24 protein-coding genes are annotated in these 25,727 nt (G+C 37.7%); 9 read left to right on the forward strand and 15 right to left on the reverse strand.

What is annotated here, in order from left to right; genetic code table 11:
- On the reverse strand, positions 1-1,098 hold the full coding sequence (locus P0077_RS00675) for a BamA/TamA family outer membrane protein (protein ID WP_276167258.1): 1,098 nt from the start codon (positions 1,096-1,098) through the stop codon (positions 1-3).
- A gap of 95 nt (positions 1,099-1,193) precedes the next feature.
- Between P0077_RS00675 and P0077_RS00680 the strand changes: the two genes are divergently transcribed.
- Entirely contained in the window at positions 1,194-3,437 is a 2,244-nt protein-coding gene (locus P0077_RS00680) for an efflux RND transporter permease subunit (protein WP_276167259.1), read from the forward strand.
- 461 nt (positions 3,438-3,898) lie between these two features.
- On the opposite strand, the gene P0077_RS00685 is transcribed toward P0077_RS00680, so the two are convergent.
- From P0077_RS00685 to P0077_RS00695, 3 genes are all read right to left on the reverse strand, one after another.
- A complete protein-coding gene (locus P0077_RS00685) occupies positions 3,899-5,182 on the reverse strand; it encodes a tetratricopeptide repeat protein (RefSeq protein ID WP_276167260.1) in 1,284 nt (427 codons plus the stop codon).
- Between the two features lie 96 nt (positions 5,183-5,278).
- Positions 5,279-6,091 carry a DUF4331 family protein gene (locus P0077_RS00690; RefSeq protein ID WP_276167261.1) on the reverse strand — a complete coding sequence of 271 codons (813 nt, stop codon included), beginning with the start codon at positions 6,089-6,091 and terminating at the stop codon, positions 5,279-5,281.
- Between the two features lie 25 nt (positions 6,092-6,116).
- Positions 6,117-6,797, reverse strand: a complete 681-nt coding sequence (locus P0077_RS00695) for a DUF4331 family protein (RefSeq protein WP_276167262.1) — start codon at positions 6,795-6,797, stop codon at positions 6,117-6,119.
- Between the two features lie 231 nt (positions 6,798-7,028).
- Here P0077_RS00695 and P0077_RS00700 point away from each other — a divergent pair, with 231 nt between their 5' ends.
- The gene (locus P0077_RS00700; RefSeq protein WP_349292967.1) at positions 7,029-8,279 is read left to right on the forward strand and encodes an LETM1-related biofilm-associated protein; all 1,251 of its coding nucleotides are present in this window, start codon (positions 7,029-7,031) and stop codon (positions 8,277-8,279) included.
- 81 nt (positions 8,280-8,360) lie between these two features.
- Here the strand turns inward: P0077_RS00700 and P0077_RS00705 are convergent, their stop codons facing one another.
- From P0077_RS00705 to P0077_RS00725, 5 genes are all read right to left on the reverse strand, one after another.
- The gene (locus P0077_RS00705; RefSeq protein WP_276167263.1) at positions 8,361-9,116 is read right to left on the reverse strand and encodes a LytR/AlgR family response regulator transcription factor; all 756 of its coding nucleotides are present in this window, start codon (positions 9,114-9,116) and stop codon (positions 8,361-8,363) included.
- 51 nt (positions 9,117-9,167) lie between these two features.
- The gene (locus P0077_RS00710; protein WP_276167264.1) at positions 9,168-9,506 is read right to left on the reverse strand and encodes a 2TM domain-containing protein; all 339 of its coding nucleotides are present in this window, start codon (positions 9,504-9,506) and stop codon (positions 9,168-9,170) included.
- Between the two features lie 39 nt (positions 9,507-9,545).
- On the reverse strand, positions 9,546-9,839 hold the full coding sequence (locus P0077_RS00715) for a 2TM domain-containing protein (RefSeq protein WP_276167265.1): 294 nt from the start codon (positions 9,837-9,839) through the stop codon (positions 9,546-9,548).
- A gap of 149 nt (positions 9,840-9,988) precedes the next feature.
- Positions 9,989-11,332 (reverse strand): 2TM domain-containing protein, encoded by a 1,344-nt coding sequence (locus P0077_RS00720; RefSeq protein WP_276167266.1) that lies wholly within the window; start codon positions 11,330-11,332, stop codon positions 9,989-9,991.
- Between the two features lie 128 nt (positions 11,333-11,460).
- Positions 11,461-11,922, reverse strand: coding sequence for an Lrp/AsnC family transcriptional regulator (locus P0077_RS00725; protein ID WP_276167267.1), 462 nt, complete (start codon positions 11,920-11,922; stop codon positions 11,461-11,463).
- 159 nt (positions 11,923-12,081) lie between these two features.
- Between P0077_RS00725 and metE the strand changes: the two genes are divergently transcribed.
- Together metE and P0077_RS00735 are read left to right on the forward strand one after the other, a co-directional pair.
- Positions 12,082-14,406, forward strand: a complete 2,325-nt coding sequence (gene metE / locus P0077_RS00730) for a 5-methyltetrahydropteroyltriglutamate--homocysteine S-methyltransferase (RefSeq protein ID WP_276167268.1) — start codon at positions 12,082-12,084, stop codon at positions 14,404-14,406.
- A gap of 84 nt (positions 14,407-14,490) precedes the next feature.
- Positions 14,491-16,044 carry an NAD(P)/FAD-dependent oxidoreductase gene (locus tag P0077_RS00735; RefSeq protein WP_276167269.1) on the forward strand — a complete coding sequence of 518 codons (1,554 nt, stop codon included), beginning with the start codon at positions 14,491-14,493 and terminating at the stop codon, positions 16,042-16,044.
- 60 nt (positions 16,045-16,104) lie between these two features.
- Here P0077_RS00735 and P0077_RS00740 read toward each other — a convergent pair whose 3' ends face one another.
- Positions 16,105-16,866 carry a hypothetical protein gene (locus P0077_RS00740; protein WP_276167270.1) on the reverse strand — a complete coding sequence of 254 codons (762 nt, stop codon included), beginning with the start codon at positions 16,864-16,866 and terminating at the stop codon, positions 16,105-16,107.
- A 203-nt stretch (positions 16,867-17,069) separates the two neighbouring features.
- On the opposite strand from P0077_RS00740, the gene P0077_RS00745 reads away from it, so the two are divergent.
- Both P0077_RS00745 and P0077_RS00750 read left to right on the forward strand, forming a co-directional pair.
- Positions 17,070-18,398 carry a DEAD/DEAH box helicase gene (locus P0077_RS00745; protein ID WP_276167271.1) on the forward strand — a complete coding sequence of 443 codons (1,329 nt, stop codon included), beginning with the start codon at positions 17,070-17,072 and terminating at the stop codon, positions 18,396-18,398.
- A gap of 184 nt (positions 18,399-18,582) precedes the next feature.
- Positions 18,583-19,425 (forward strand): endonuclease/exonuclease/phosphatase family protein, encoded by an 843-nt coding sequence (locus P0077_RS00750; protein ID WP_276167272.1) that lies wholly within the window; start codon positions 18,583-18,585, stop codon positions 19,423-19,425.
- Here the strand turns inward: P0077_RS00750 and P0077_RS00755 are convergent, their stop codons facing one another.
- Entirely contained in the window at positions 19,426-20,526 is a 1,101-nt protein-coding gene (locus P0077_RS00755; protein WP_276167273.1) for a M23 family metallopeptidase, read from the reverse strand.
- A gap of 138 nt (positions 20,527-20,664) precedes the next feature.
- Positions 20,665-21,498, reverse strand: coding sequence for an alpha/beta fold hydrolase (locus tag P0077_RS00760; protein WP_276167274.1), 834 nt, complete (start codon positions 21,496-21,498; stop codon positions 20,665-20,667).
- Positions 21,499-21,640: 142 nt separating this feature from the next.
- On the opposite strand from P0077_RS00760, the gene P0077_RS00765 reads away from it, so the two are divergent.
- On the forward strand, positions 21,641-22,246 hold the full coding sequence (locus P0077_RS00765; RefSeq protein WP_276167275.1) for an FMN-binding negative transcriptional regulator: 606 nt from the start codon (positions 21,641-21,643) through the stop codon (positions 22,244-22,246).
- Positions 22,247-22,252: 6 nt separating this feature from the next.
- Here P0077_RS00765 and P0077_RS00770 read toward each other — a convergent pair whose 3' ends face one another.
- The gene (locus tag P0077_RS00770; RefSeq protein ID WP_276167276.1) at positions 22,253-23,236 is read right to left on the reverse strand and encodes an SDR family oxidoreductase; all 984 of its coding nucleotides are present in this window, start codon (positions 23,234-23,236) and stop codon (positions 22,253-22,255) included.
- A 136-nt stretch (positions 23,237-23,372) separates the two neighbouring features.
- Between P0077_RS00770 and P0077_RS00775 the strand changes: the two genes are divergently transcribed.
- The gene (locus P0077_RS00775) at positions 23,373-23,741 is read left to right on the forward strand and encodes a TfoX/Sxy family protein (RefSeq protein WP_194527846.1); all 369 of its coding nucleotides are present in this window, start codon (positions 23,373-23,375) and stop codon (positions 23,739-23,741) included.
- A 57-nt stretch (positions 23,742-23,798) separates the two neighbouring features.
- Here the strand turns inward: P0077_RS00775 and P0077_RS00780 are convergent, their stop codons facing one another.
- Entirely contained in the window at positions 23,799-24,278 is a 480-nt protein-coding gene (locus P0077_RS00780; protein ID WP_276167277.1) for a Dps family protein, read from the reverse strand.
- Positions 24,279-24,385: 107 nt separating this feature from the next.
- Here P0077_RS00780 and P0077_RS00785 point away from each other — a divergent pair, with 107 nt between their 5' ends.
- Entirely contained in the window at positions 24,386-25,324 is a 939-nt protein-coding gene (locus tag P0077_RS00785) for a LysR substrate-binding domain-containing protein (protein WP_276167278.1), read from the forward strand.
- Positions 25,325-25,422: 98 nt separating this feature from the next.
- Here P0077_RS00785 and P0077_RS00790 read toward each other — a convergent pair whose 3' ends face one another.
- Positions 25,423-25,620, reverse strand: a complete 198-nt coding sequence (locus P0077_RS00790; RefSeq protein WP_276167279.1) for a hypothetical protein — start codon at positions 25,618-25,620, stop codon at positions 25,423-25,425.
- Positions 25,621-25,727 lie beyond the last annotated feature (107 nt).

Consider the following 25,727-nt stretch of genomic DNA (forward strand, 5'->3'; position numbering starts at 1 on the left):
CTAAAATGCTTCTTTTATGGTAAAATAAAAGTTCCCTCCTTCACTGGACATGCCGTAATCCGCGCGAATACGTACACCATCCCTTTTATTAATGATATAACGTACACCTACGCCTCCAGCATTTTTATACGCAGATTTAAACGTATCTTTTAGTGCTGGAGCAACAGTACCTGTGGAACCAAAAACCACAGCTCCAAAACGACCTGCTATTGGAAAGCGATATTCTAACGCCATACTTAATTCTGCATTATCTTGAAATCTCCTGTTGTTTATACCTCTTGTTCGTTTAGAGCCTAAGTAAAATAAATCATAAAAAGGGGTGTTTTTGCTGCTGCTTCCAACAAATGCGTTTGCGGCCAGCACCTGTTTTTTTCCAACTTTTTGATAAAACCTATTGTCTAATTCAAATTTTGAATAGCTAAAACTAGAACCTAAAATCTTGCTTGAGGTAAAGACATTTCCTTGAATATAAAAACCTTTGGTAGGAAAAAAGATATTATCACGGGTATCATAGAATGCCTGTAAACCTACATTTGATATCGTACCATCTCTTTTACCAGGCACATTAGATGCTTCCAAAGTTCCGCCTTCCTCAATTTTAAGGTTTCTAAAGTTATCAAATTCATAGCCTAGACCTAAATAGAAATCAGGGATAACTTCATGCATCAATGCCAAGCGTGCCCTTGGAAAAGTAACCTCATAAGTTTCCTCATCTTCTTCCTTACTATTGATACCTACACCAAAAAAATTATAGAAATATTTATAGAATCCAAATTCACCCAAAAGGCGCCATTTTTGGTCATCTTTATAGAATTCAAAAGGCATATAGAGCAAAAACTGGCTTTTTGTGGTGTAACTAAGGCCCAACTGAACAGATGATGGTCTTGTTTCAATTTCCTCATTTTTTAACCAAAAGTTAGCGATACCAATTCCCCCAAACCCAAAAGCAGTTTCAGGTGTATAGAAAGCCACGGGAAATGCCGCTATTTTTAAATGATCAACAATGGAATCTTTGTTCTTTTGAGTATTCGTTTGAGCGTTCACATAGGTACAACAACAAAATAACAATAACAGGACTATTCTTTCTAATTGGATCATTCTAGGTTTTAAAATATTTTATCTCTCTATAAAGTAATTGATAATGTTAATGAATACGGTAATTTAGCTTCATAATTGCTTAATTCATATAACAAATGCAAAAATTACTTGCCTTAAAGAAAACCATACTTGTTATTTTTGGCATTCTTAGTGTTTTTGCCGTACTAGCTTTAGGCAACTTAAAATTTTCTTTTGATTTTAGTCAGTTTTATCCCGAAGGAGACCCCGACCTTGTATTTTATAACGAGTTTATAAAAGAATTTGGTACTGATGACAACTTTCTTCTTATTGCCGTTGAGAATGAACCCACAGTTTTAGATAAAGATTTTCTAGAACGGTTTGATGCGCTTTCAAAAGAAGCTAAAAAGCTGCCGTTCGTTACCCAATCTCAATCTCTTACCACGCTTTTTTACCCTTTGAAAACCTCTTTTGGGTATACGCGACTTCCCATTATTCACCTGAACGACACTACATCATATACATCTGATTTTGAGAAACTGAAAGAAGATGACCTATATACAAATGTTTTAATAGATGAAAAAGGAACTTCTCTTGTCTTGGCTCTAGAGACGGATGACAAATTGGATTACGAGCAAAGCATTCTATTATTGACCAAAGTAAGGTCTTTATTGGACAAGCACGGGCTTAAAAATCATCATCTACTTGGGCGTTCTTATTTCTACGAAGCGATTGTAGCCATGCAAAAACATGAGGTTACCGTAACCAGTATCGCCTCTATTTTTCTCATATTCCTAGTGCTTCTGCTAATCTACAGAAAGATACTTATTGTATGTATTGCATTGTTCTCTATTACTATTGCGCTTTTACTCTTTCTAGGACTACTATCCGTTCTTGGCAAAGAACTGAATGCTATGGCAGCCTTTTATCCTATTTTAATGCTTATAGTAGGTACTTCTGATGTCATTCATATTATTGATGATTATCTCATTAAACTAAAAACAGGACTAACCAAAGAGAAAGCACTTTGGTCTACGCTCAAAGAAGTAGGGACTTCAACCCTTTTAACGTCTGCAACCACTGCAATAGGCTTCGCTTCGCTTTTAACTTCCAAATCCAGTAGTATTAGCGATTTCGGTTTAAATGCCGCTATTGGCGTTCTAACAGCTTTTGTAACTGTAATATTCTTAACAAGTCCGCTCATATTACTTCCCAAGAAAGAATATTTATTACCTAAAAGAGAAGCTTCCAAAAAATGGCCAAAACTCCTGTTAGGCCTTAACAATTATACAAAGAAACACCACAGGCCTATACTGTACGGTAGTCTTATATTTACCCTAACCTGCGCTTATGGAATTACACTAATAGATACCAATTATCAAATAAAAGAAAGCTTACCCACTAATAGTGCGATTGCAAACGATTTTAAATTTTTCCAAGAGCACTACTCCGGTTTTAGACCGTTGGAGGTTGCGGTTATGACCCAAGGTTCTAATAAAATATCTGACTTTGAGATACTTCAACAAATTGAAAAAGTAGAACAGCAATTAAGAACAGAGGGCCCTATTAAAAATATAAGCTCGGTAACATCTTTCTACAAAACGCTTCACAAGGCACATAATTTAAATAAATCCGAATTTTTTGTTTTACCAAACAGCCCCAGAACTTTTAAAAACTATAAGGATGATATCCATAAAATGGCCCGTAAACAATATGCCAAATTTGTAAATAAAAACGAAACCAAATCTAGAATACGCGCCAGGGTGCTTGATGTTGGCACCGACACCTTGAACCAACTTTATGACAGATTTGACAAGTTTACGGCAACACAAACAGATTCTACCCTGGTAAAATTTAAACTAACCGGAAGCGGGGTACTTTTAGACAAAAACTCATATTACATTCAAGACAGCCTCATCTCCGGGCTTCTAGCAGGCTTACTAATGGTAGCGTTAATTATGGCACTCTTGTTTAAGAATCTAAAATTACTTTTAATCTCATTGCTCCCAAATTTGGTTCCATTATTATTTGCCGGAGCGCTGTTGGGGTATCTAAAGATTCCACTAGAATCAACAATTTCCGTAGTTTTTGCCATTGTTTTTGGCATTGCGGTAGATGACACCATTCACTTTCTTGGAAGATACAAATTAAGCCGAGATGGCGGTATGAATAAGGAAGAGGCCTTAGAAGTAACTTTTTTAAAAACCGGCAGAGCGTTGATTATAACTACCACAACCTTATTCTTTGGGTTTTTAATATTACTCTTTTCGGCACATGCTCCTAGTGTAACCATTGGTTTACTGGTAAGCATAACGCTTTTAACAGCCCTTATATTGGACTTGCTATTGTTACCCGTTTTAATAAGAAAATGGCTAAAATAGAATTGTTCCAAAACTGAAAAGTATACTTATAAGCAAGCACACCCTACCGATTAATCGGAAAACAATAAGCAAACAAGCTTACTATTTTTCTGTTTTGAGGGATTTTCTGAGCTCTTTACGAGCGATTACAATTCTGTAAACTAAGATAGACATAAATGAAAGCCAAGCGAAGAAAAGAAGGTACTCCATAATGATACTATTTTTGGGGACTATATAGGTTAAATCTCTTTTATTCTAGCCACACTCAAGAGACATAGAATAGCATATGTACTATTTGGAAGGTAAACATAATAATTACTTTTGAAATTTCCTACACTAAAGTTAATAAAAACACAAATAATTTGTTTTTCCAAAAAAGAAAAGAGCCAAAATCTGCGTTTTGACTCTTTAAAAAACAACCTAAACTAAAACCTAAATCATTATCAGAGGTTTACGTAACAAGACTTAAACCAAGTCTTTACCTATAAATTTGCAATACTTCCTTCCGAGGAAGGTCCCAACTCATAAATTGCCTCAGCTAATTCTGTTTTAATGGCTTTAACTTTTTCAATTTGACCGGTGGCTTTATAAATTTCAGCAGCATAGAGTAGTATAGCTGGCTCAAATGTTTTTCCTTCAATATACTCCTGAACAATTTCCAACGCCTTCTCTTTGTCCCCTTTTTTAAGGTGGCTGTACGCTAACAAACTATATGATTCCGGTGTTGGTCTATTCCCAACTTCTTTTCGTGACAATTTCAATGCCTTATCAAACTGATCCGTTTTATCTAGATAAAGTGAAACATTATAAGCGTTGTACATATCACCATAGGCCGGGTTTTGGACTAACTCAAAATAGGTATCAAAATTTGAGAGACTCGTTAAATCATCTCCCATATACTCTGCTATTTCGGCTTTGAGCAAATAATAGTCAGGAGCTTTATAATTTTTAGTTACCGAATCTAGAATACGCATGGCCTCACCTGCTTTCTTTTCGTGTGAAAAGACTATCCAGGCAATTCCCTTCTTTGCATAAGCATTACCAGGATCAAGCTCCAGTGCTTTTAAATAATGCTGATAAGAATCATTTATTCTTCCGGCATGACCATAATAATCAGCAAGATTGGTGTAGGACCACAATTTTAGGCCTTCATTTTTTGATGCTTCGGCTTTCTTCTTTGCCTTTTCCATAAAACGTATGGTAGTTCCTAAATCGCCTTTATGGTCGTTCCACTTGGAAACTCGAATCAAATATGCAAAATCATCCATATTTTTAAGGGTGTCCAAGTATGTTTTAGCCTTATTATAACTACCCAGTTCCATGTTCACATCAAACATAAGCCCCATTGTTTGATCAACCCCACTATTTATTGTACGGGCGGAATCCGCAAGTTGTGCAGCCTCCCTAAAGCGGTGCTGAGAAATATAGTTTCTTGCCAAAGCTCTATAGTAACCAGCCTTACCTATAGCTGCAATATCTACTGCTTTTTTTAAGACTTGTTCAGCTTTTTTCAAATATTGTATATCACCCGTGTTCTGAAAATAGCGATTGTACTCACCCCCTACTATACCAAAGCTCATTAACTGAGAACTATCGGCTTTTATCTTGGAATTCCAAAGTTCAAAATATTTTGAAGTGGTTTGAGATGGCTCTGAAGCCAAATATTTATCATAATCTTCCTTATTGGTCAACAGGTGTTCTGATTCTGTTTTGCATGAGGAAAGAAAGAATAACACAATGCAAATAGTAATGTATCTCATCTTCATATTTTAAAATTTTTGAAATCGGTTTGTTTTATTTGATAAAAAAGGGAGGACGGGAAATCCATCCTCCCCACTCCTTCTTTTTCATAGACTTGCGCCTTATTCAGGAGCTCCCAAGTATGGGAATGTATCTGTAGGGTTGGCCGTTATAGCAACACCATCTGAAACCAATCTTGGAAAAGTACCAACACCTTCTACTTCTTGACCGTTAAAACGTGCACCATCGCCACCTCCGAAAAGAAGAATCAACGAAACATCAATAACATCATCTTGTAGTGTTCTACCGGTTAAACCAATAGCACCTTCGTAATCTGGAGCACCAGTTCCCGGATTAAAATATGTAGTTGGCAAATCTGGAGCAACCTCCAAAACATCGTTAGCCAAAATTGTAGTCAACAGCTCAGCACTCACCGGGTTATCCGTAAAACCATCCTTGTCAGGTCCGTTAAGAATATCCCCTAATATATTAGGCTGGTAATTTACATCATCAGGATCAAGACCTAATAATTCCGCATAAACATCATGTAAGCCTTCCAATCTATTCTCAAAATCTTTCTGATAAAATTCAGCAATTGTAGAGGGTACCGCTTGGTTATAAGGATCTTTAAAATCATCAATACTCAAAACCGTATTTATACCTGGTCTACCCATAAAATCTACCTGTGCATAAGTACCTGAAAAATCAGGAGGAGTTACCATCATATCATCACCATCACCATCTGCATCTCCGCCACCATCTTCACATGGCTGACAAGAAGTTCCACCACAATCTACACCAGTTTCCGTACCGTTCATGATACCATCAGTACAGGTGGTCTCTACCATTTCCAAAGCGTCATCATCATCACAAGCAACAAACATCGTGGCTGCACAAAGTGACAAGAACATATATTTTAAAGTATGTATTTTCATTATTTTGTATTTTTTAGATTAGTTATTATTGTTTTCTATTGGTAGTTACCCAAGTCTTATAAACCGTTAAACCTAAAGCGTTCTTAGCTGTAGTTTCGCCCAAAATGCTATTCGGGATTTCTATTACCAAAGCCATAGTGTTGGCCCCATCAAAAGTATCTACAGCCTCACCTTCTGGCAAAAAACCTTCTGGCGCAGTACCTCCGATCACTTTATTGAACTGTCCAAAATCAAAAAAGAAAGCATCTTGTCTTGGTCCTGCAAAAAGAGAAATACCGTCCTCAGTAGTTGTAGTCAAGGCACTTTCGCCAGATATAGCAACTTGTCCTAATGGAGAACCTACCATTACTTCACTCATCTTACCTGTCTCTGCAGGAACCACAGGACCAAAGAAGTACATGGTATCTTTTCTAGGAATGGCCTGAATTACCAAATCCTCGATTAAATCATCGTTCGTATCAATATTAATCTCTGTCAATACATCTTCATCAAAAGGTCCATATGCCAAATCAGGGAGCACATCGGTCTGTAAATCAACTATAAATACTGTGTTCGCCGGATTGGAAGGAGATTCAAATCCGTAGAAATCGGCAATGTCAGCAGTATTGCCCGTAGTACCTGGCGCATCAATATGATCCGCTGCCACTAAAACCGCACCAACTACAGCAAGGATTCCTATGCCAAATAAAAGTTTTGTCTTTTTCATTTTTAAGTTTTTAATGATTATTAATTCACCCCTACTTACGGGGCTTTTATCCGAGGGTTTGGTTTTAAATGTTAAAAAAAAGTTAAAGAAAAATTCAACCCTTCACTATTCTACAGAACCACTATATCAATCCCCTGCCACAGAATTAAAAGCTTCATTATTAAACAAATGGCAATTATCTATCATATATATTTCAGTCTTTTGAAAAATGGATTTCTTAATGGAATTCTAATGAAAATGCCAGTTAGGTTTGCTCCTTTTAACGTAATTTGGCACTTTCAAAACCAATGCTCCATGAATCCTTCGGCCTCAGGTTGGATTAACAAATACGGCTCACTTGTAGAAAAAGAACAAGGGCTTTACTCCGATTTCAAGTCGCATTATCGTGATTTACGAAATACGGGCTTTGTGTATGGCATTAATATGGAGATACCTGATTTTATTTCTCCGGAGTACACCCTCTCCGAAGACGAGAAGGCTAAAATAAATTTGCTTCATGCCCTATACGGCACGTATACTTTAGAAACCAACGATAACAAGTTTGAGACTTTCCTTGAAAAAATATTTGAATTCTATAAAGCACTGGAAATAGCCCATTTTTCGCTTTTAAGCAAAATTCTCACGGGTTCCAAAACATCTGCACAATTAGAAAAGCTAATTGAAACCAGGGTATCCTTAGGAGATACCCTCATTAACAAGACTTTTAATAGCGTAATTACCAACTCCTTATTATTCATAGACGTATTACTCTTTAAATGCTATTTACATGACCCTAAAGACATAAGGGAACAAGCGCAATTATTGGAGTATTTAACCATAAATATTACCTACCATGCTTTGAGTTCAAAAGAGAAAAATAAAAATGATGAGCGCTTAGCCCTACTATTTGGCTCTTCTTTGACCTTTATTGAAAGTGATGCTGAAGATTTTGACGGTTCATATCGTCAACAGCTACTTGAGAGCCGCTCGGAAATGGAAAATAGATATTTTCTAGATGTAGCCTGTCTAGCTGTGTGGGAAGATAAGTCTTTGGAATACCAAGAATCCGAATTCATTTTTGGACTGGGAAAGGACCTAGGACTGCACTCAAGTTACATTAAGGATTCTCTTGAAAATGTTCAGGCATTCTTCCTTAAAAATTCCAAAACAATTCCATTTTTAAAGGACACGAATTTAGCTATTCAGTTTTATGATAACATGTCCAAAATGGTAAATAAACTGATTTTAAGAAATAGCAAACGACTACAAAAAGAGCTTGCAGAAAGTAAAGAACTGGTCTATCTTATTTCAAAATCCACTTTAAAAGACCTTACTCCGGAAGAGAAGAAAAAAGTGCAAAATCAACTAATAGATATTTTTAAAAGCATCCCCTCATTAGCTATTTTCATTCTTCCTGGTGGAGCGGTTCTTCTGCCTATTTTCATAAAATTGATTCCAAAATTACTTCCTTCCTCTTTTGATGAAAACCGAATAGAAAAATAATAGGTTTTTAACTAAAATAAGCATTATAAGAAAAATCTATAGTACTAATTAATAGATTTAAAATCAATTAAATAAAACACATCATTCCAACCATAACTTGAAGTCTTTTACACGTTCTCTACTTACGATAATTTCTTGCTCATTAAAGTGATTTAACTTAATTTGAAGCCTAGAATTAGTGTAAGAAACAATATCTTTTATGTGATTTATATTGATGTAAAATTTACGACTTACCCGAAAGAAGGTTTGTGGCTCCAACTCGTTTTCCAAGTTTTCCAAGGTCGTATCCAAAAGGTAATTTCTACCATCCGAAGTAGCCGCATAGGTGCCTTTGTTTTCACTATAAAAACTTTCTACTTCATCTGCATTTATAATTTTTAAGTGCTGCCCCACCCTTGCCGTGAATCTCTTTTTATATTCTCGCTCCAACGGATTTACCAGTAGGTTTTTTATGTCATCAAAATTGAGTGTCATGTTTTGCTTCTCAGGCTTAAATGACCGATATTTATTTACCGCGGCTTCCAGTTCTTCGTCATCAATCGGCTTTAATAAATAATCAATACTATTTAACTTAAAAGCTTGCAAAGCATACTCATCAAAAGCAGTCGTGAAAATTATGGCACTTTTCACCTCTACGGCATCAAAAATTTCAAACGACAGCCCGTCCGAAAGTTGAATATCCAAAAAAATAAGGTCTGGGTGCGGATTGCTCGAAAACCATTCTACCGCCTCTTCTACAGAATGCAACATTTCCGACACTTCAACGTCCAAATTTGATAATAAACGTGATAAACGCCTTGCCGAAGGCTTCTCGTCTTCTATAATTATGGTTTTCATACTCTAGGTTGATGGTTGATGGTTGATGGTTGATGGTTGATGGTTGATAAACTACATGAATTTTTTCATGTTTTCCCTGTCCGAATCCATATATTTCTGAATTTGACGTTCTTCCCAAGCCTTGCCAAAAAACGGGTTATACGAAAACACTTTAGTCCCATGAAACAGCACACCTATTCCCCAAAAAATAAAAGTTGAAAAGGTTCCAAAATTAAAGAACGCCTCCGCAAAACTACCCCCATTGTTCATATGACCCACAACCGACCCGGAAATAACCATAATATTCACTATTATAAAAACTGCCAGGTGAATGTAAAACCCTTTTAACCGCTCTATTTTTTTCTTGGCCCTTGCCTGCTTACTTCTTCTATCTAATGATGATTTTTCCATTTGTATTTTTTTTATAGTTACTTAACTTAAACCAGCTTATTACTCCCACCTGGTTCCCTGCTCATCTTCTTGCATGAATTGCTTAATCTTACGTTCTTCCCAGCTGCGGCCAAAAAACGGACTAACACCAAATGTTTTTATTGCACTTGCAACAATACCTATTCCCCATCCAAAAGCCGCCCATAAAAACCAAGCATACGCAAAACCATTGGTGTAATAATTAATAGCAGCCAAGAAGCTTATAGTTACCACATAGGAAATAAGTCCGTTGTAGAACGTCTTCTCTTTCTCAACCCTTTCTTTTGCTCTAATATATTTACTTTCTCTTTCCATAATAACTGTTCGTTTTTTGATTATTGATTACAGGTTCAAATTTCGTAAAAAGCGATTCTTTTTCTAAATGTTACTTTCTGAACTGTAATTTTTTACAGCTGAATTGTAGACCTCAATTCAAAACTACAACTGACTACCCAAAACCGTACTTAGAAGTTCTCATCATCCATATACTCTTGCATCTTCTTCTCCTCCCATCGTTTCCCCCATAGCGGATTGGTTCCGAAGGCCTCCATGGCATGCATTGCAACACCAAAACCCCAACCTAAAATAGGAAAAATCACCCACGGGAAACTCGTTGTCCTGTAATTTAAATAGGCAAGACAAGGTATTACAATACAGTATGCCAATAAATTACCATAAAAACCTTTAATGGCTTCTACACGTGCTTTTGCCTTTTTATAGCGTTTGTCCTCAATATATTCATGTTGTATTTCCATAGTTGAAATTTGCTTTAAAAGTATAGGTAGACGAACACTAAACTCGGTAGCCGTTTTATCTATTTGAACCTTTCTATCGGTAAGAAGTGCGTATCGCTCGCGTATATTATACAGACCAACACCACTGCTTTTTTTAACCACCTGTTTCTCTTGAACGTTATTAACAACAACTAGCTCACTGTCTTGCTCAAACACCTTTAAATATAAAGGCTTACTAGAAGTCACTATATTATGCTTTACCGCATTTTCTATCAACAACTGAAGGGACAACGGCACTATCTTAGCTTCAGGATCCTCACTCTTTTCCAGAATATCAAAAACGATACTATCCTCAAAACGCATTTTCAAAAGCCGGACGTATGTTTTGGCAAACTGAAGCTCTTCATCAACCAGCACTAAATCTTTACTTTTTTGTTCAAGTACATAACGATAAACCTTTGATAAGGAAGATGTAAACTTCTGCGCTTGATACGGGTCTTCTTCAATTAGACTAGACAACACATTTAGACTATTGAACAAGAAGTGAGGGTCTAATTGATTCTTTAAAGCATCAAATTTTGCCGATGCCGTATTGGCTATTATTTTCTGCTCTTTAACTTTATTTTCCTGCCGATACCTGTAATAAAAGATAGCATAAAAAACTAAAGAAACACCTAGTGAAATAAGTATGGAACGTACATAATTAATTGTGGTATGATATGCCAAAGTCTCTTCAATTGGCACATTATAAAGTGCCACCAAAACCACAGAAATAGCCACAAAAACGCCCAAGCAGGTAACTACCACATTACCCAAAATTGCCAGAGCCATGCGCTTGAAAGTATATATGTTTCTTTGAAATTTTTTCAGAAGAAAATACAGCCAAGACATATTAACAAAGTACAGGAGTATTGAAAACACAATGTTCGTAAAATACTCCCGCCAGATATCTTCATAAATCAATTCAAAGCGCTGCTCATTTAAAAAATAGCTATAGGAGATAAACCCAAAGAAGACCAAGTTTCCTATGATAAAACCCCAAAAGAGGTCTTTTAAAATTCTGCTACCTTCCATTTTTTCTGTTTTCGAAAAAGACTTGTATTACCCTTCTTACTGACACAAAGATGCCTTACAAAGCGCCATATTTAAAATCAATACTACCCAATTGTAAATAAACCGTCCTAAACTGTATCCATCAACCACTAAAACGGAACGCCGTAACTCTGTTTTATAGTTCCGATAACAAAAGTGCTGTGCGCACTACCTATATTATTCACCGCTCCCAAAGTATTGATTACAAAGTCTTGATAATGCTTCATGTCCCGTACTAAGACCTTTAACCTAAAGTCATAATCACCGGATATATTGTAGCATTCCGTTACCTCATCCACCGCACAAATATCTTTAACAAATTGATTTCCAATATCTTTTGTATGCTGTTTTAAGGTGATGTCGCAAAAAACAATAAGTTCAAGCCCCATTTTTTCAGCATCCAATATAGCCGAATAGCTTTTAATATACCCTTCTTTCTCCAGTTTCCGGACTCTTTCATAAACCGGAGTGGGGGATAAATTAACTGTGGCTGCCAACTCTTTTGTAGTAATATTCGAGTTTTTTTGAAGCTGCTTTAACAACTCTAAATCGGTCAAATCTAAATTTTCCATAGATAAATCGTCTTTAAAATGCCTATCATACGGCACAAACTTTGTATTTAAACCATAAAAATACCCTTTTACAGTTAAATACTCTTAATTATAATTACAATTATGGATAAAATAACCTTTACGATAGCTTTGCACAGATATTAATTCAAAAAACACCGCATGAAAACTACCAACCTTGGCTATCCCAGAATTGGAAGTAAAAGAGAATTGAAAAAAGCCCTGGAACAGTATTGGTCGGGCAAAATAAACGTTGAATCCCTATTAGATACGGCAAAATCTATTCGGAAAGAAAATTGGTTATTACAAAAAGAACAAGGCATTGACCTTATTCCCAGTAATGATTTTTCCCTTTACGACCAGGTATTGGACTTATCCGTAACCCTGGGATGTATCCCTGAACGTTATTCCGCCTTGACCAACAACCCTGCTTTCTCCAGCCACGATTTATATTTTGCCATGGCAAGAGGCATTCAAAAGGAAGGCGTAGATATTACGGCAATGGAAATGACCAAATGGTTTGACACCAACTACCATTACATTGTGCCGGAATTCACTAAAAATCAAACATTCAATGTTTCTTCGGATAAAATTGTAAATGAATATAAAGAAGCCTTAGGATTAGGCATCAAAACAAAACCGGTATTGATTGGGCCCGTTTCTTTTCTTCTGCTTGGAAAAGAGAAAGAAGAGGATTTCCACAGGATAGACTTACTAGAGCGGTTGCTCCCTGCATATGAAGAAATACTTCAACAACTCTCAGATATCGATGCGGAACATGTACAATTAGATGAACCTTGTTTAGCCCTTAATCTTACCGAAAAAGAACAACGCGCCATACACCAAACATATGCTTATTTCACTACAAAATTTCCGGATTTAAAAATTACAGTAGCCAATTATTTTGATTGTTTTGGGGATAACTTAGAGACAGCTTTAAGCCTTCCTGTACACACCCTGCACTTAGACCTTGTACGTTGCTCATCTCAATTAGATGACATTATAGAATCTGGAAAATTAAACAGTTACACACATTTATCTCTAGGGGTAGTTGATGGAAGAAATATCTGGAAAAACGATTATGAAAAATCGTTGAAATTGATTCAGAAAGCAATCGATTTTATAGGTGCCGAGCGCATTCTTATTGCTCCTTCATGCTCTTTGTTACACTCCCCAATCGATTTAAATTTGGAGACCAACGAAGAAAACTTAAGCTCAGAACTCAAGCAATGGCTCGCTTTCGTCAAACAAAAACTAGAAGAAGTAGCTACTCTTAAAAAGTTGGCCAATAAAGAAAACCTTTCCGAGAATTTAGAAAAACTCACAAAGAACAGTGAAGCGCATGCCAACAGAGCAACATCTGCATTAATACATAATCAACAAGTAAAGCAACGGGTTGGTGCACTATCTGCCAAAGATGACCAAAGAGAAAGCACATTCCCAACACGACAGAAACTTCAGAAAGAAGCATTAGACCTTCCGCTGTTCCCAACCACAACCATTGGTTCTTTTCCCCAAACAAAAGATGTGCGAAGCTGGCGGGCCAATTTTAAAAAAGGTAATCTGTCCATTGATGAATACAACGCTCTCCTTGAAAAAGAAACCAAGGAAACCATAGAATTCCAAGAACGTACGGGACTAGATGTCCTGGTTCATGGTGAATTCGAAAGAAACGACATGGTAGAATACTTTGGCGAACAACTAAACGGATTCGCTTTTACCAGCTTTGGCTGGGTACAGAGTTACGGCAGCAGATGTGTAAAACCACCTATCATTTTCGGTGATGTTTCAAGAGATACTCCAATGACGGTTAAATGGTCGGCTTTTGCACAATCGTTGACGGAAAAACCGGTGAAAGGAATGCTCACCGGACCTGTAACCATCCTGCAATGGTCCTTTGTTCGAAACGACCAACCACGTTCAGAAACCTGCACCCAAATCGCATTAGCGATACGAGATGAAGTTGTAGATTTAGAAGCTGCCGGACTTCAGGTGATACAAATTGATGAACCTGCTATTCGCGAAGGACTTCCGCTACGCAAAGAAGAGTGGGATACCTATTTGAACTGGGCCATAAGAGCTTTTAGAATTTCCGCCAGTGGCGTAAAAGACGAGACCCAAATTCATACCCACATGTGCTATTCTGAATTCAATGATATTATTTCCAACATTGCCGATATGGATGCCGATGTTATCACCATTGAATGCTCACGGTCCCAGATGGAACTGTTAGACGTTTTCGCAACGTTTAAATACCCTAATGAAATTGGACCAGGTGTTTATGATATTCACTCGCCACGAGTTCCGGAAAGAGCAGAAATGGTCGCTTTAATGGAAAAAGCCGCCAAACAGATTCCTGTGGAGCAACTTTGGATTAATCCAGATTGTGGATTAAAAACCAGACATTGGCCAGAAACCAGGGAGGCGCTTATTGAAATGGTAGCAGCCGCCAGGGAATGCCGTGAAAAAATTTCGGTTCTAGCTTAACGATACCCAAATCAGTTTTTAAAATGCATCCCACAATTTTCGGGATGTATTTTTTTATACCGTAAAGCGCAGTAGCTTTGCACCATGGTCAGAAGAATTCAGTTACGGGTATCGCTAAAAGAGGAAAGTCAACCCAACATCCTCTTAAAAAAAACAGCTAAATATTTAAGCGAAGACGAAAACAACATCACTATTAAGGTGTTGCGAAAGTCCATTGACGCCCGTAAACCTGCTATTTACTTTAATTATAAAATGGAGGTCTACATCAACGAAGAACCTTCTAAAAAGGCCGACTACGTTTTTAAATACCAAGATGTTTCAAAAGCGAAGGAAGTCCACATCATCGGTTTCGGCCCTGCAGGAATGTGGGCCGCATTGCGCTGTCTGGAATTAGGGTTTAAACCAATTGTTCTAGAGCGTGGCAATAATGTTCAAAATAGAAGACGAGATTTAAAGGCCATAAACCAAGACCATACCGTAAACGAAGATTCCAACTATTGTTTTGGCGAAGGCGGTGCAGGAACCTATTCCGATGGTAAACTATATACCCGAAGCTTAAAAAGAGGCGATGTGCGTCGTATTTTTGAAAGTTTGGTGCATCATGGCGCCACGGAAGAAATTCTAGTAGACGCGCACCCACATATCGGTACGAACAAGCTGCCTAAGATTGTTCAGAACATTCGAGAAACGATTATTGAACATGGTGGAGAAGTTCATTTTAATACGAAGCTTACCAACTTTACCGTAAAAAACGGCAAAATAGAAAGCATTCAGCTGCAGAATGGCAATGAGATGAAGGCAAACCGGATAATAATGGCAACAGGACATTCGGCCCGGGATATTTATTATTTGTTAGACGAGAAGAAAATCGGCCTAAAAGCCAAGTCATTTGCCATGGGCGTTCGGGTAGAGCATCCGCAACAAATCATAGATTCTATTCAATATCACTGCTCGGGCGAACGTAATGAATTGCTTCCTGCCGCAGCCTATAGCTTAGTGGAGCAAGTAAAGAATCGTGGTGTATACTCCTTTTGTATGTGTCCCGGTGGATTTATTGTTCCTGCAGCCACAGCTCCCGGAGAAGTGGTTGTAAACGGCATGTCTCCATCGAAGCGAAACAATAAATTCGCCAATTCAGGAATTGTTGTTGAAATCAATGCCGAGGAGGATTTATATAAATACGAACGTTTTGGAGCGTTAAAAGGACTGGAATACCAAAAAGATTTAGAACGACTGGCTTTTACCGCAGGCGGAAGAACCCAGACCGCACCAGCGCAACGTTTAACGGATTTTGTGGAAGGCAAGCTCTCGGCCGACCTCAACCCTACCTCCTACCAGCCCGGGTTGAATTCCGCTCCCTTGCATTCGCTATTACCGAAGCTAATTGGAGGAAGGCTGCGTCAGGGTTTTAAAGCTTTTGGCGATAAAATGAAAGGTTACTACACCGCCGAAGCGAATATCGTAGGCGTGGAATCGCGTACCTCCTCACCGGTAAACATCCCCAGAACCGAAAAATTGGAACATCCGGAAATTGAAGGCCTATTTCCTTGTGGAGAAGGTGGCGGCTATGCCGGTGGAATTGTTTCTGCGGCTATGGATGGCGAGCGTTGTGCCGAGGCTGCGATTGCGGGGCTATAAGCGCTAAAATTAAAGAGTTTCTATACGAACCAGAACCTAGAATTTGATAAATTCCCATAACTATTCCGAAATGGTTCTATCTCCTTGCAGGATAAACACATTATCCATACGGTATACACCAATACCAGGAAACCCATCAAAGATGAAATGTAAAGACGGTCTATTCAGTTCAATTTCTTCGGGAAAATTACGTACAATCGTTTCTCCAAAACCTACTATGTGGTATTCCCGTGTCTCTTCAAACAAAAATATGGATATTGAATGAGGTCCACCCGTTCTCACATAACCAAGAGCGGTATTGGAATAAGAACCATTCTCCAATAGATAAATCCCATATTTTCTGGATCTCTCGCCGTCTACTAATCGTTCAGGTCTCATTGCAAACGAAATTACCCGGTCGCTTCTATGACTTTCACCTTCGCTCACGCTTACTAAAATGTCCAATAAATTATCAGCTCCAAGAGGCACATCAATATAACCTTTCCAATTTACAGTATAACCCACACCATCAGATGTTTCGGGCGCAGGGACAAAAGACAACAATCCTGGATAAAACTGAGGGTCATTGGTTGTTTGATTAAGCTGTAACCAATTTGAAGTTTCTCCTTCGCTATTTGTACGACTTACCACTTGCAACATACTATTTGAAGAACCATACCAGTCTATACGATCCCCATCAGGATTACCGGGAAGACTAACATCTGGGAAAGTATTTGAAGTATCCGACTCAAATTTAGCAGTGAGCTTGTATGAGTTTCGACAATTTGATTGAATTGAAATAAGTCCTAAAACAACCAACATATATATTTTAGCTTTTTTCATCTCTTAGATTTTTTACAATTCGATTTATAAATTGGAAAACATTATTATTACAAAAACTAAATATATCTTATTAAAAACTTTTCTATTAGTATAAATGTGCAGTTGGTAGAATATAATATGTAGACACCAGTGATTTAATGTTCAATTGCAATATCAGGTATATCAAAAACATTAGCCGTATCTTTGCGGCATATTAAACATACATGACATTTAAAGATTTAGGTATTGCTTTGCCTATACTCAAAGCTATTGAGGAACAGGGATATACGAATCCCACTCCCATTCAGGAACAAGCCATTCCCATTTTACTCAACAAAAAAGACCTTTTAGGAGTTGCACAGACAGGAACCGGAAAAACGGCCGCCTTCAGTATTCCTATTATTCATCATTTACATACGGATCAAGAGCAGACTAGAGGTAAGCGCCGCATACGCACGCTGATTGTAACCCCTACTCGAGAACTTGCCATTCAAATTGCCGATAACTTTACAGCTTACAGCAAACACACCCGTATTAAGAACACGGTGATTTTTGGTGGCGTTAAACAGCAACGCCAAGTAAACGCATTGCGTAATGGAGTTGATGCCTTAATTGCAACACCAGGAAGGTTATTGGATTTAATGAACCAGAACATTATCTCTTTGCGGGATATTGAATTTGTGGTTTTAGACGAAGCCGACCAAATGTTGGATATGGGTTTTATTCACGATATCAAGAAAATTATCGCGAAGCTGCCCAAACAAAGACAATCACTTTTCTTTTCGGCTACCATGCCTTCAAGTATTGTTGAACTTTCAAAAACGTTATTGGGTGATTTTGAAAGGGTAACCATTAAACCGCAACAGGCTACGGCCGAAAAAGTTGAACAAGGGGTTTATTTCGTTACAAAACCTAACAAACCAAAATTACTGGTCCACCTTATCAATGAGCGTCCTACGGATTCCGTTTTGGTGTTTTCACGTACCAAACATGGCGCAAATAAAATTGTAAAGAAATTAGCCCAGGCCGATATTAAATCCGCGGCCATACACGGTAATAAGTCACAAACTGCCAGGCAGAAAGCATTAGGCGAATTTAAGGACGGAAAACTCCGTGTTTTGATTGCGACCGATATTGCAGCAAGGGGAATTGACGTAGAGGACCTCTCTCTTGTTGTAAATTACGATTTGCCAAATGTACCAGAAACATATGTACACCGTATCGGGAGAACAGGCCGTGCCAGTGCCAGTGGTATTGCATTATCTTTTTGCGATAAGGAAGAGCGCGCTTATTTGAAGGATATTGAAAAGCTCATCAAACAACAAGTACCTCGTATGCCAGAGCATCCGTTTGTAGATGGTGATGAAGGTGAAGCACCTGCAGAAGAAAATAAACCGCGACAAAGACCTAATTCCAACAATTCCAGAAACAATAATAGAAACAGGAATCGCAATAGAAATAGGAACAGAAACAATAACTCGGGAAATTCAAGTAACCGAAATTCGGGAAACCGAAATCGTAATAATTCCAATAGATCCCGTAGGGAAGATTAAATACTAGCGACTCAACTGATTTACTGATTTGCCGCCAATAGACAAGACTTCTTTTCTATTGGCGGTTTTTCTTTGTTCAAAAGTGAAACTTTCCAGAAAAATAATGATTTTATAATTTTCGATTTGAAGAATCACAATCCGAATTACTTACATTGCCATTTCAATAAACAACCTTTACAATCAAATGGCTTTACGAACACTTCTCGCTTCAATTTTCTTTTTAACGATTCACCTTGCACATGCCCAAGACCTGAAGGTAATGAGCTACAACATAAAATATGACAATACCAACGATACGGTCAATAATTGGAATGACCGAAGAGCGTCTATGGTCAATCTTGTGAAATATTACGCTCCTGAATTTGTTGGTATGCAAGAGGTATTGTTTCATCAGCTTTCGTATCTAAACGATGCACTAGAAAACTATACATATATAGGTGTGGGCAGGGATGATGGAAAGAAAAAAGGAGAGTTCTCCCCTATTCTGTTTAATAGCAAAAAGTTTAAAGTACTACAATCAAATACCTTTTGGTTATCACCTACGCCGGATAAAATCAGTGTGGGTTGGGATGCTGCTATGGAGCGTATTTGCACGTACGGGCTGTTTGAAAACATAGTTACAAAACAAAAATTCTGGATATTCAACACTCATTTTGATCACCGAGGAACTACAGCACGTGATAAATCAGCGGAACTTATCATAGAGCAAATCAATAAAATCAATACGGATGACACGCCAGTTGTTCTTATGGGCGATTTAAATTTAGCCCCGGAAACCACGGCTATTCAATTTTTTAAAAAAGAGCTGACCGACGGACAAGAGGCGTCTTCCAAACCATTTTATGGACCAACAGGAACCTTTAACGGTTTTGACCACTCCAAAGTACTGGACCATCGTATAGATTATGTTTTTGTTGAAGGCTTGGAAGTTGAGGAATACATTCATATTGATGACCGAATGGAAAATAACAAACATATTTCCGATCATCTTCCCGTCCTGGCCAAACTAAGCGTTAAAGTAGATTAATTAATTGGGGAGCTCAGATATGGTAGCTAGGCTAAGATGTACAAATGCCTTCCTACCTTCCTTGTTCTGTATATGTGCCCAAGCATCTGTTTTACCCAATAGGGACAGTGTATCATTTTTGATAGCCTCACCAATTTTTTGACCGTTTATAGTAGGTGAATTTCGAAGATTTGCCCGCGAAGCGTTTATAACGAGGACGGGTGATTCCTGCTGATTTTCCGAATAGTCAAATTCAGGAATTTCTGAAGTTTGTACGAACGGCAATGGGTCTATAGCGCCTCTATAGCCCTCATAAATACCAAAATGAAGATGAGGGCTGGTTGTCCTTGCATTACCTGTATTTCCAACAAGTCCCAGAGTATCACCAATTTTAAGGTTTGCTCCTGATGAAACCAAAATACTATCTAGATGAGCGTAATACAAAGCATAGCCGAACATCCCTGTTCTCTGCCAAACCTGCTTTCCTCCCAAACCACGATTTCCTGTTGAGCTCACCCTACCGTCCGCAACTGCCAAAACAGGCGTACCACGGTCGGCAAAAATATCAAGTCCCTCATGTGATCTTTTCCCTCCATCCCTCGAAGCCCCCCAAAAACTTTGAATAGCCTTGTTGTCCTTCCCCGCAACAGGAAAACCGAACAAGGATTTTGTATATATTCTGAGAAAGAATCGTGTGGTCGTAGTAATTTCCGGTTGGACTATTAGCTTAAATTCTCCCGATTGTTCTACGCTGTATTCCAATGAAACCTTTCCTTTGTCATTGCTTTTTATGTGTTTCAAGGTTGCTAAAGAATCAGTTGAAATATTGTACAAGTCCAGAAACACCTTTTTACCAACGGAATCCGTTTCAACATCCACAAACAGGCTTTCTCCTTTTTGAAGATGAAAATCGTATGCATAAGACCTGTAGAGTTTAGAAAAATAGGTGCCCGTTTCCGAGTAAGGCAAATCAATTTGCAAACTATCATCACGACTAGCTTCGAACGCTCTTTCCCATTGTGGAAAATGCACGGAATCATCCTCAAATTCACGCGCGTACAATTCACGTGCTGAAGGATTCGTTATCAAATCAGTAGCTTTTCTTACTTGTTTACAGTTCACAAATAAACAAGCTATTGCTACACTCAAAAATATGTTTGAAAAATACCTCATTAATCTCCTTCGCTCTAGTGCACCGTATATTTTTTTGGTACAAAAAAGCCAGACCGTTGGCCTGGCTTCGTTTATTCTATTTTGCTTTTACTTTTTTAAAAAATCGATCAAAATACGATTAAGTTCATCTGCATGCGTAACATTTAACCCATGCGGCGCTCCTTTAATCACTTCATATTGATTATCGGCTATACCTTTTGCCGCTTGATTTGCAGAAGTGGCCTGAGGCACCGTGGCATCTGCATCACCGTGTACGATTAAGGTTGGTACGGTAACATTTTTAAGCTCGGGTCTAAAATCGGTATGCATCCAAGCCAATGCCGTTTCAATTGTTGCTCTTGGCGAAGCATGAGAAGCAATACTGAAATCATAATCTAGTTGCGCTTGACTTACCCTATCCTTATTTTCTTCAAAATTATAGAATCCGGTCAAAAATTTCTCCTGTAAAAAGCCGGCTCGGTCTTGCTGTAAAGCATCCTTAATGCCGTCTAAAGCTTCTTCCGGTACACCATCAGGATTATCGTCCTTCTTCTTGACCAATGGAATAATAGAACTGATCAAAGCAGCTTTTGCAATTTTATCGGCTCCATAATCCGTGAAATAGCGAACAACTTCACCACCACCCATTGAAAAACCAACAATTACGGCATCTTCTAGATCCAAACCTTCTATTATCGTATTCAAATCGCTTGCCAGTGCCGAATAATCATAATCTCCCCATGGTGCTGAAGAAATACCGAATCCACGTCTATCGTAAGAAATACAGCGGTAACCTTCCTCAACAATTTTCCAAACTTGTTGCTCCCACGCTTTTTGACTCAAAGGCCACCCATGAATAAGTATAACCGGCTGTCCCGACCCATAATCTTCGTAAAAAATATCTACGGGTTCTTTTCCTTTTTTGTTCGTTATAAATGGCATATATTTATTTTTAAAGTGAATTTAAAATTACAAGAATAACGGTAATGATTATTGCTCGATTGACATTAAAATTCACCCAATACTTACTTTTTACAATTTCTTAAAGAGAAAAAATCTAAATCGAATCAACCTAAATTCAGCTATGTTCATTCCAGACCATCAACGCAATGAAAACGCATCTGAAATCAGAGATTTTCTAAAAATGAACAGTTTTGGCATCTTGGTAAGTCAATATAATGACAGACCATGGGCTACCCATATTCCTTTAGAACTAGAAATCAATGCTGATGGAAAAGAAGTTTTGACCGCCCATATTGCCAAAGCCAACCCACAATGGCGCGAGTTTGACCAAAATGAAGAAGTACTCTGTATCTTTAACGGTCCGCATTCCTATATTTCTTCTTCATGGTACAAAGAGGAAGAGGTACCAACTTGGAACTATATTGCCGTTCATGTGTATGGGAAGTTAAAAATCTTGAGCGAAGAAGAAGTAATGGCTTCCATGCATAGACTGGTAGACAAGTACGAAGCAAACTCCAAAAATCCTGTTTCGCTTCATAATATGTCTCCACACACCCTCAAACAGGTAAAAGGCGTCGTCGGTTTTCAGATTGAAATAACAGATATCCAGGCAAAATATAAACTTTCTCAAAACAGAGAACAGGACCACCCGAAAATTATTGAGGAGCTCGAAGACACCAAAAACCCTATGAGCATTGAAATAGCTAAGGCTATGAAAAATAAATAGCTGTGCTTACAAAGACTGATAGGCTTTTAGTATACGCTCTATCTGATCATCTTTCTCCTTGTTTATAACCTTATGCTGCGGGTTATTATCCAGCCATTTCAAAGTTCTTCTTATTCCTTCAGAAAACGGAATCGTAGCTTTAAAATCAGGAACAAAGGTTTTAATCTTTGAATTATCAAAAATGACACTTTCAGCCTTGTCAGCCAATAATGTCCCCGTAAACGAAGGTTCAATTTTACAAATAAAATCGGAAGCTATGTGTACTATTTTAGCTTCTTTACCTAAAGCATCGGCAAGAATCGTATAAATCATATTCCAACTCAATATTTCATCTGAAGTAATATGAAATGCATGCCCTATTGCGGTAGTAAGACCCAATAACCCTACAAAACCCTTTGCAAAATCATCTGCGTGGGTTACGGTCCATAAGGAAGTACCATCACCATGAACAATAATTTCCTTTCCCTTTAAAATTCGGTCTGCGGTAGTGTATTCCCTAAAACCACCAATTGCAATAGGAATTACAGTGTCATACGTTAAAGATGGGCGAACAATAGTGATGGGGAATCCAGTTTCTCTATACGCTTTCATTAAGCGGTCCTCACTTCTAATTTTGTCCTGGGAGTAATCCCATAAATTGTTACTAAGCGGGGTTGATTCAGTTATAATAGGGTATTGCAATGGAGTTTGGTAGCATGATGCGGAACTGATAAAAATATATTGTTTGGTTTTCCCTTGAAATAATTGAATATCACGCTCTATATCTTCCGGTGTAAAAGCAATCCAGTTTACGACCACATCCCAAGAATGTTTTTGTAGTTCGGACAGTTCTTCCGGTTTATTGATATCACCAAAAATAGTATTGACACCTTCCATGCCTGCTTTATTCGTACCTCTGTTTAAATGATACAATTCAATACCTTTCTCTACGGCCAAACGACTAGATGCCGTACTGATATTCCCTGTTCCCCCTATAAATAAGACCTTCATTTCGTTATTGCTTTTTCGTTGCTCGAATATAAACATAACCCATCATAATCAGGCCGGGTTCATCCTGAAATAAATGAACTGTTACTCTTTAAAGCGTATTTTTGGTTACAGGGGAAAATGCTTAAAAACTAAAACTATGGCCTACGATGAATATTTAGCTGACCGATCCAGACAAATCTTAAAACAAAAGCATGTCTTCTTTGAAGAAAAGAAAATGATGGGAGGTCTTTGTTTTATGGTCGATGAAAAAATGTGTTTTGGACTTGATTCCGATAAAAAATCCGGGGAGTCTCGTATGATGGCAAGGGTAGGAACAGAAAATTACGAAAAGGCGTTGCAACAACCCCATTGCGGGCCAATGAACTTTACCGGTCGTGCCATGAAAGGGTATGTCTACGTTTTTGCCGATGGATTGGATACGGATGAAGATTTAGCAAAATGGATTCAACTCTGCCTAGATTTCAATCCTTTGGCCAAAAGCAGCAAAAAGAAAAACAAGAAATAAAAAAATCCCTGACGAACGCAATTGTCCATCAGGGATTCTTCATTTAAAACACTAAAATTATATTTCTTCTGCCAACCAAGCTTTCATCATCCAAACGGTCTTTTCTTGACCTGTGATAAAATCGCTCATCATAGAGTTGGTTCCTTCGTCTCCAGATTTGTCCGAAGCATCTAGAATACGTCTTTCGATTACCAAAAGTTCTTTTAATGAATCTACTATCAATCGAATAGCATCTTCGTCTTGGGTAATATTCTTACCTACAGGAACTTTTGCATTTTTAATATAATCTTCAAAAGTATGTAACGGTACTCCTCCTAGGGTAAGTACACGCTCAGCAATCTCATCTACATGAAGGTTAGCTTCGTTGTATAACTCTTCAAATTTTGGGTGAAGTTCAAAGAAACGTTTCCCCTTTATATTCCAATGAATACCTCTTAAATTTTGGTAATATCTCTGAAAATTGGCTAATAGTTCATTCAAATCTTCACTTAGTGATTTTGAATCTTTTTCGCTTAATCCTATACTATTTAGTTTCATGGTTCTTGTTGTTTAAAATATAGTATAAAGGTACTGAATATTAGACCCTGCTTCATGATTGATATCATTGATAGTTTTTATATTTTTATCATTCGAACTTATAGCTAATGACAATTACTCAATTACAATATGTACTGGCCGTTGCCGAGTATAAAAACTTTACCCTAGCAGCTGAAAAAAGCTTTGTAACGCAACCCACTTTAAGTATGCAAGTACAAAAGTTGGAAGACGAGCTAGACGTGTTAATTTTTGACAGAGGAAAAAAGCCGATCTCCATTACCGAAGTAGGAGAAAAAATAGTGGCCCAAGCCAAGAACATAGTCAATGAGGCCAGCAGAATTAAAGATGTAGTAGACCAAGAAAAAGGGTTTATAGGAGGGGATTTTACGCTAGGTATTATACCTACTATAATGCCCACATTGCTGCCCATGTTTCTAAAATCCTTTATTAATAAGTATCCAAAAGTGAACTTAATAATAAAAGAACAGAGTACAGAAACACTTATCCGGAACATTCAAGACGGGCATATAGATGCAGCCATAGCGGCTACACCTTTAGGAATTGAATTTATAAAGGAGCGTCCGCTATACTATGAGCCCTTTGTGGGCTATGTTCCCAAAGAACATAGACTTGGAAAGGCCGACAAACTAAAGCCGGAAGATTTGGATATTAGTGATGTTCTCCTATTGCAAGATGGGCATTGCTTTAGGGACAATGTCATTAATCTTTGTAAAGCACCTAGAAATTTGGACAATAAGCAGTTTCGTTTGGAAAGTGGCAGCTTTGAAACCCTGATTAATTTAGCCGATGAAAATTTAGGGATGACCCTTCTACCCTATTTGAATACTTTAGTATTGGATGAGAAAAAGAAAATTAAATTAAAATACTTTGAAGCTCCCTCTCCGGCTCGTGAAATAAGTTTAATATATCACAAAAGTGAATTGAAAATTCAAATTACGGACGCTTTAAGAGATGTGATATCCAGTATTGTTAGAGGAGCTATCGCTTTTCAGGATGTACAAATTATAAGTCCTATTAACAAATAGACCATGACCCATTCATAAGCCACACTTAGTGTGCTATACTAGTGTAGGATAAAGCTCTAATACTAAAAAAGCCCTCCTAATGGAGGGCTTTTTTTTTGTTATGACTTAATATAAATAAGTGTTTGTTTTAGCTCCGGTTTATCAGTAATGAATTGCTGTAACCAGAGTTTTAATTCATCTACTTCTTCTGGAAGTAGCATTGATATTGCTTTTTGTAATTCTTTAATAAATAATCTTGAGTCAAAACTTACTTTTTTCAATACTGTTTTAGAGTATTCAAGCATAGCTCTAGCCATATTTCAAAATGTTTAAGTTATTAGTTGTCTTAAGAGATATTCTCTCTTCCTAAAGTTAAACAATTATGCATTTACTATATTGCATTAGTGTAGTTAAATCTTAGCTA

The sequence above is a fragment of the Zobellia alginiliquefaciens genome (assembly GCF_029323795.1).
In the GTDB taxonomy this organism is placed as follows: Bacteria; Bacteroidota; Bacteroidia; order Flavobacteriales; family Flavobacteriaceae; genus Zobellia; species Zobellia alginiliquefaciens.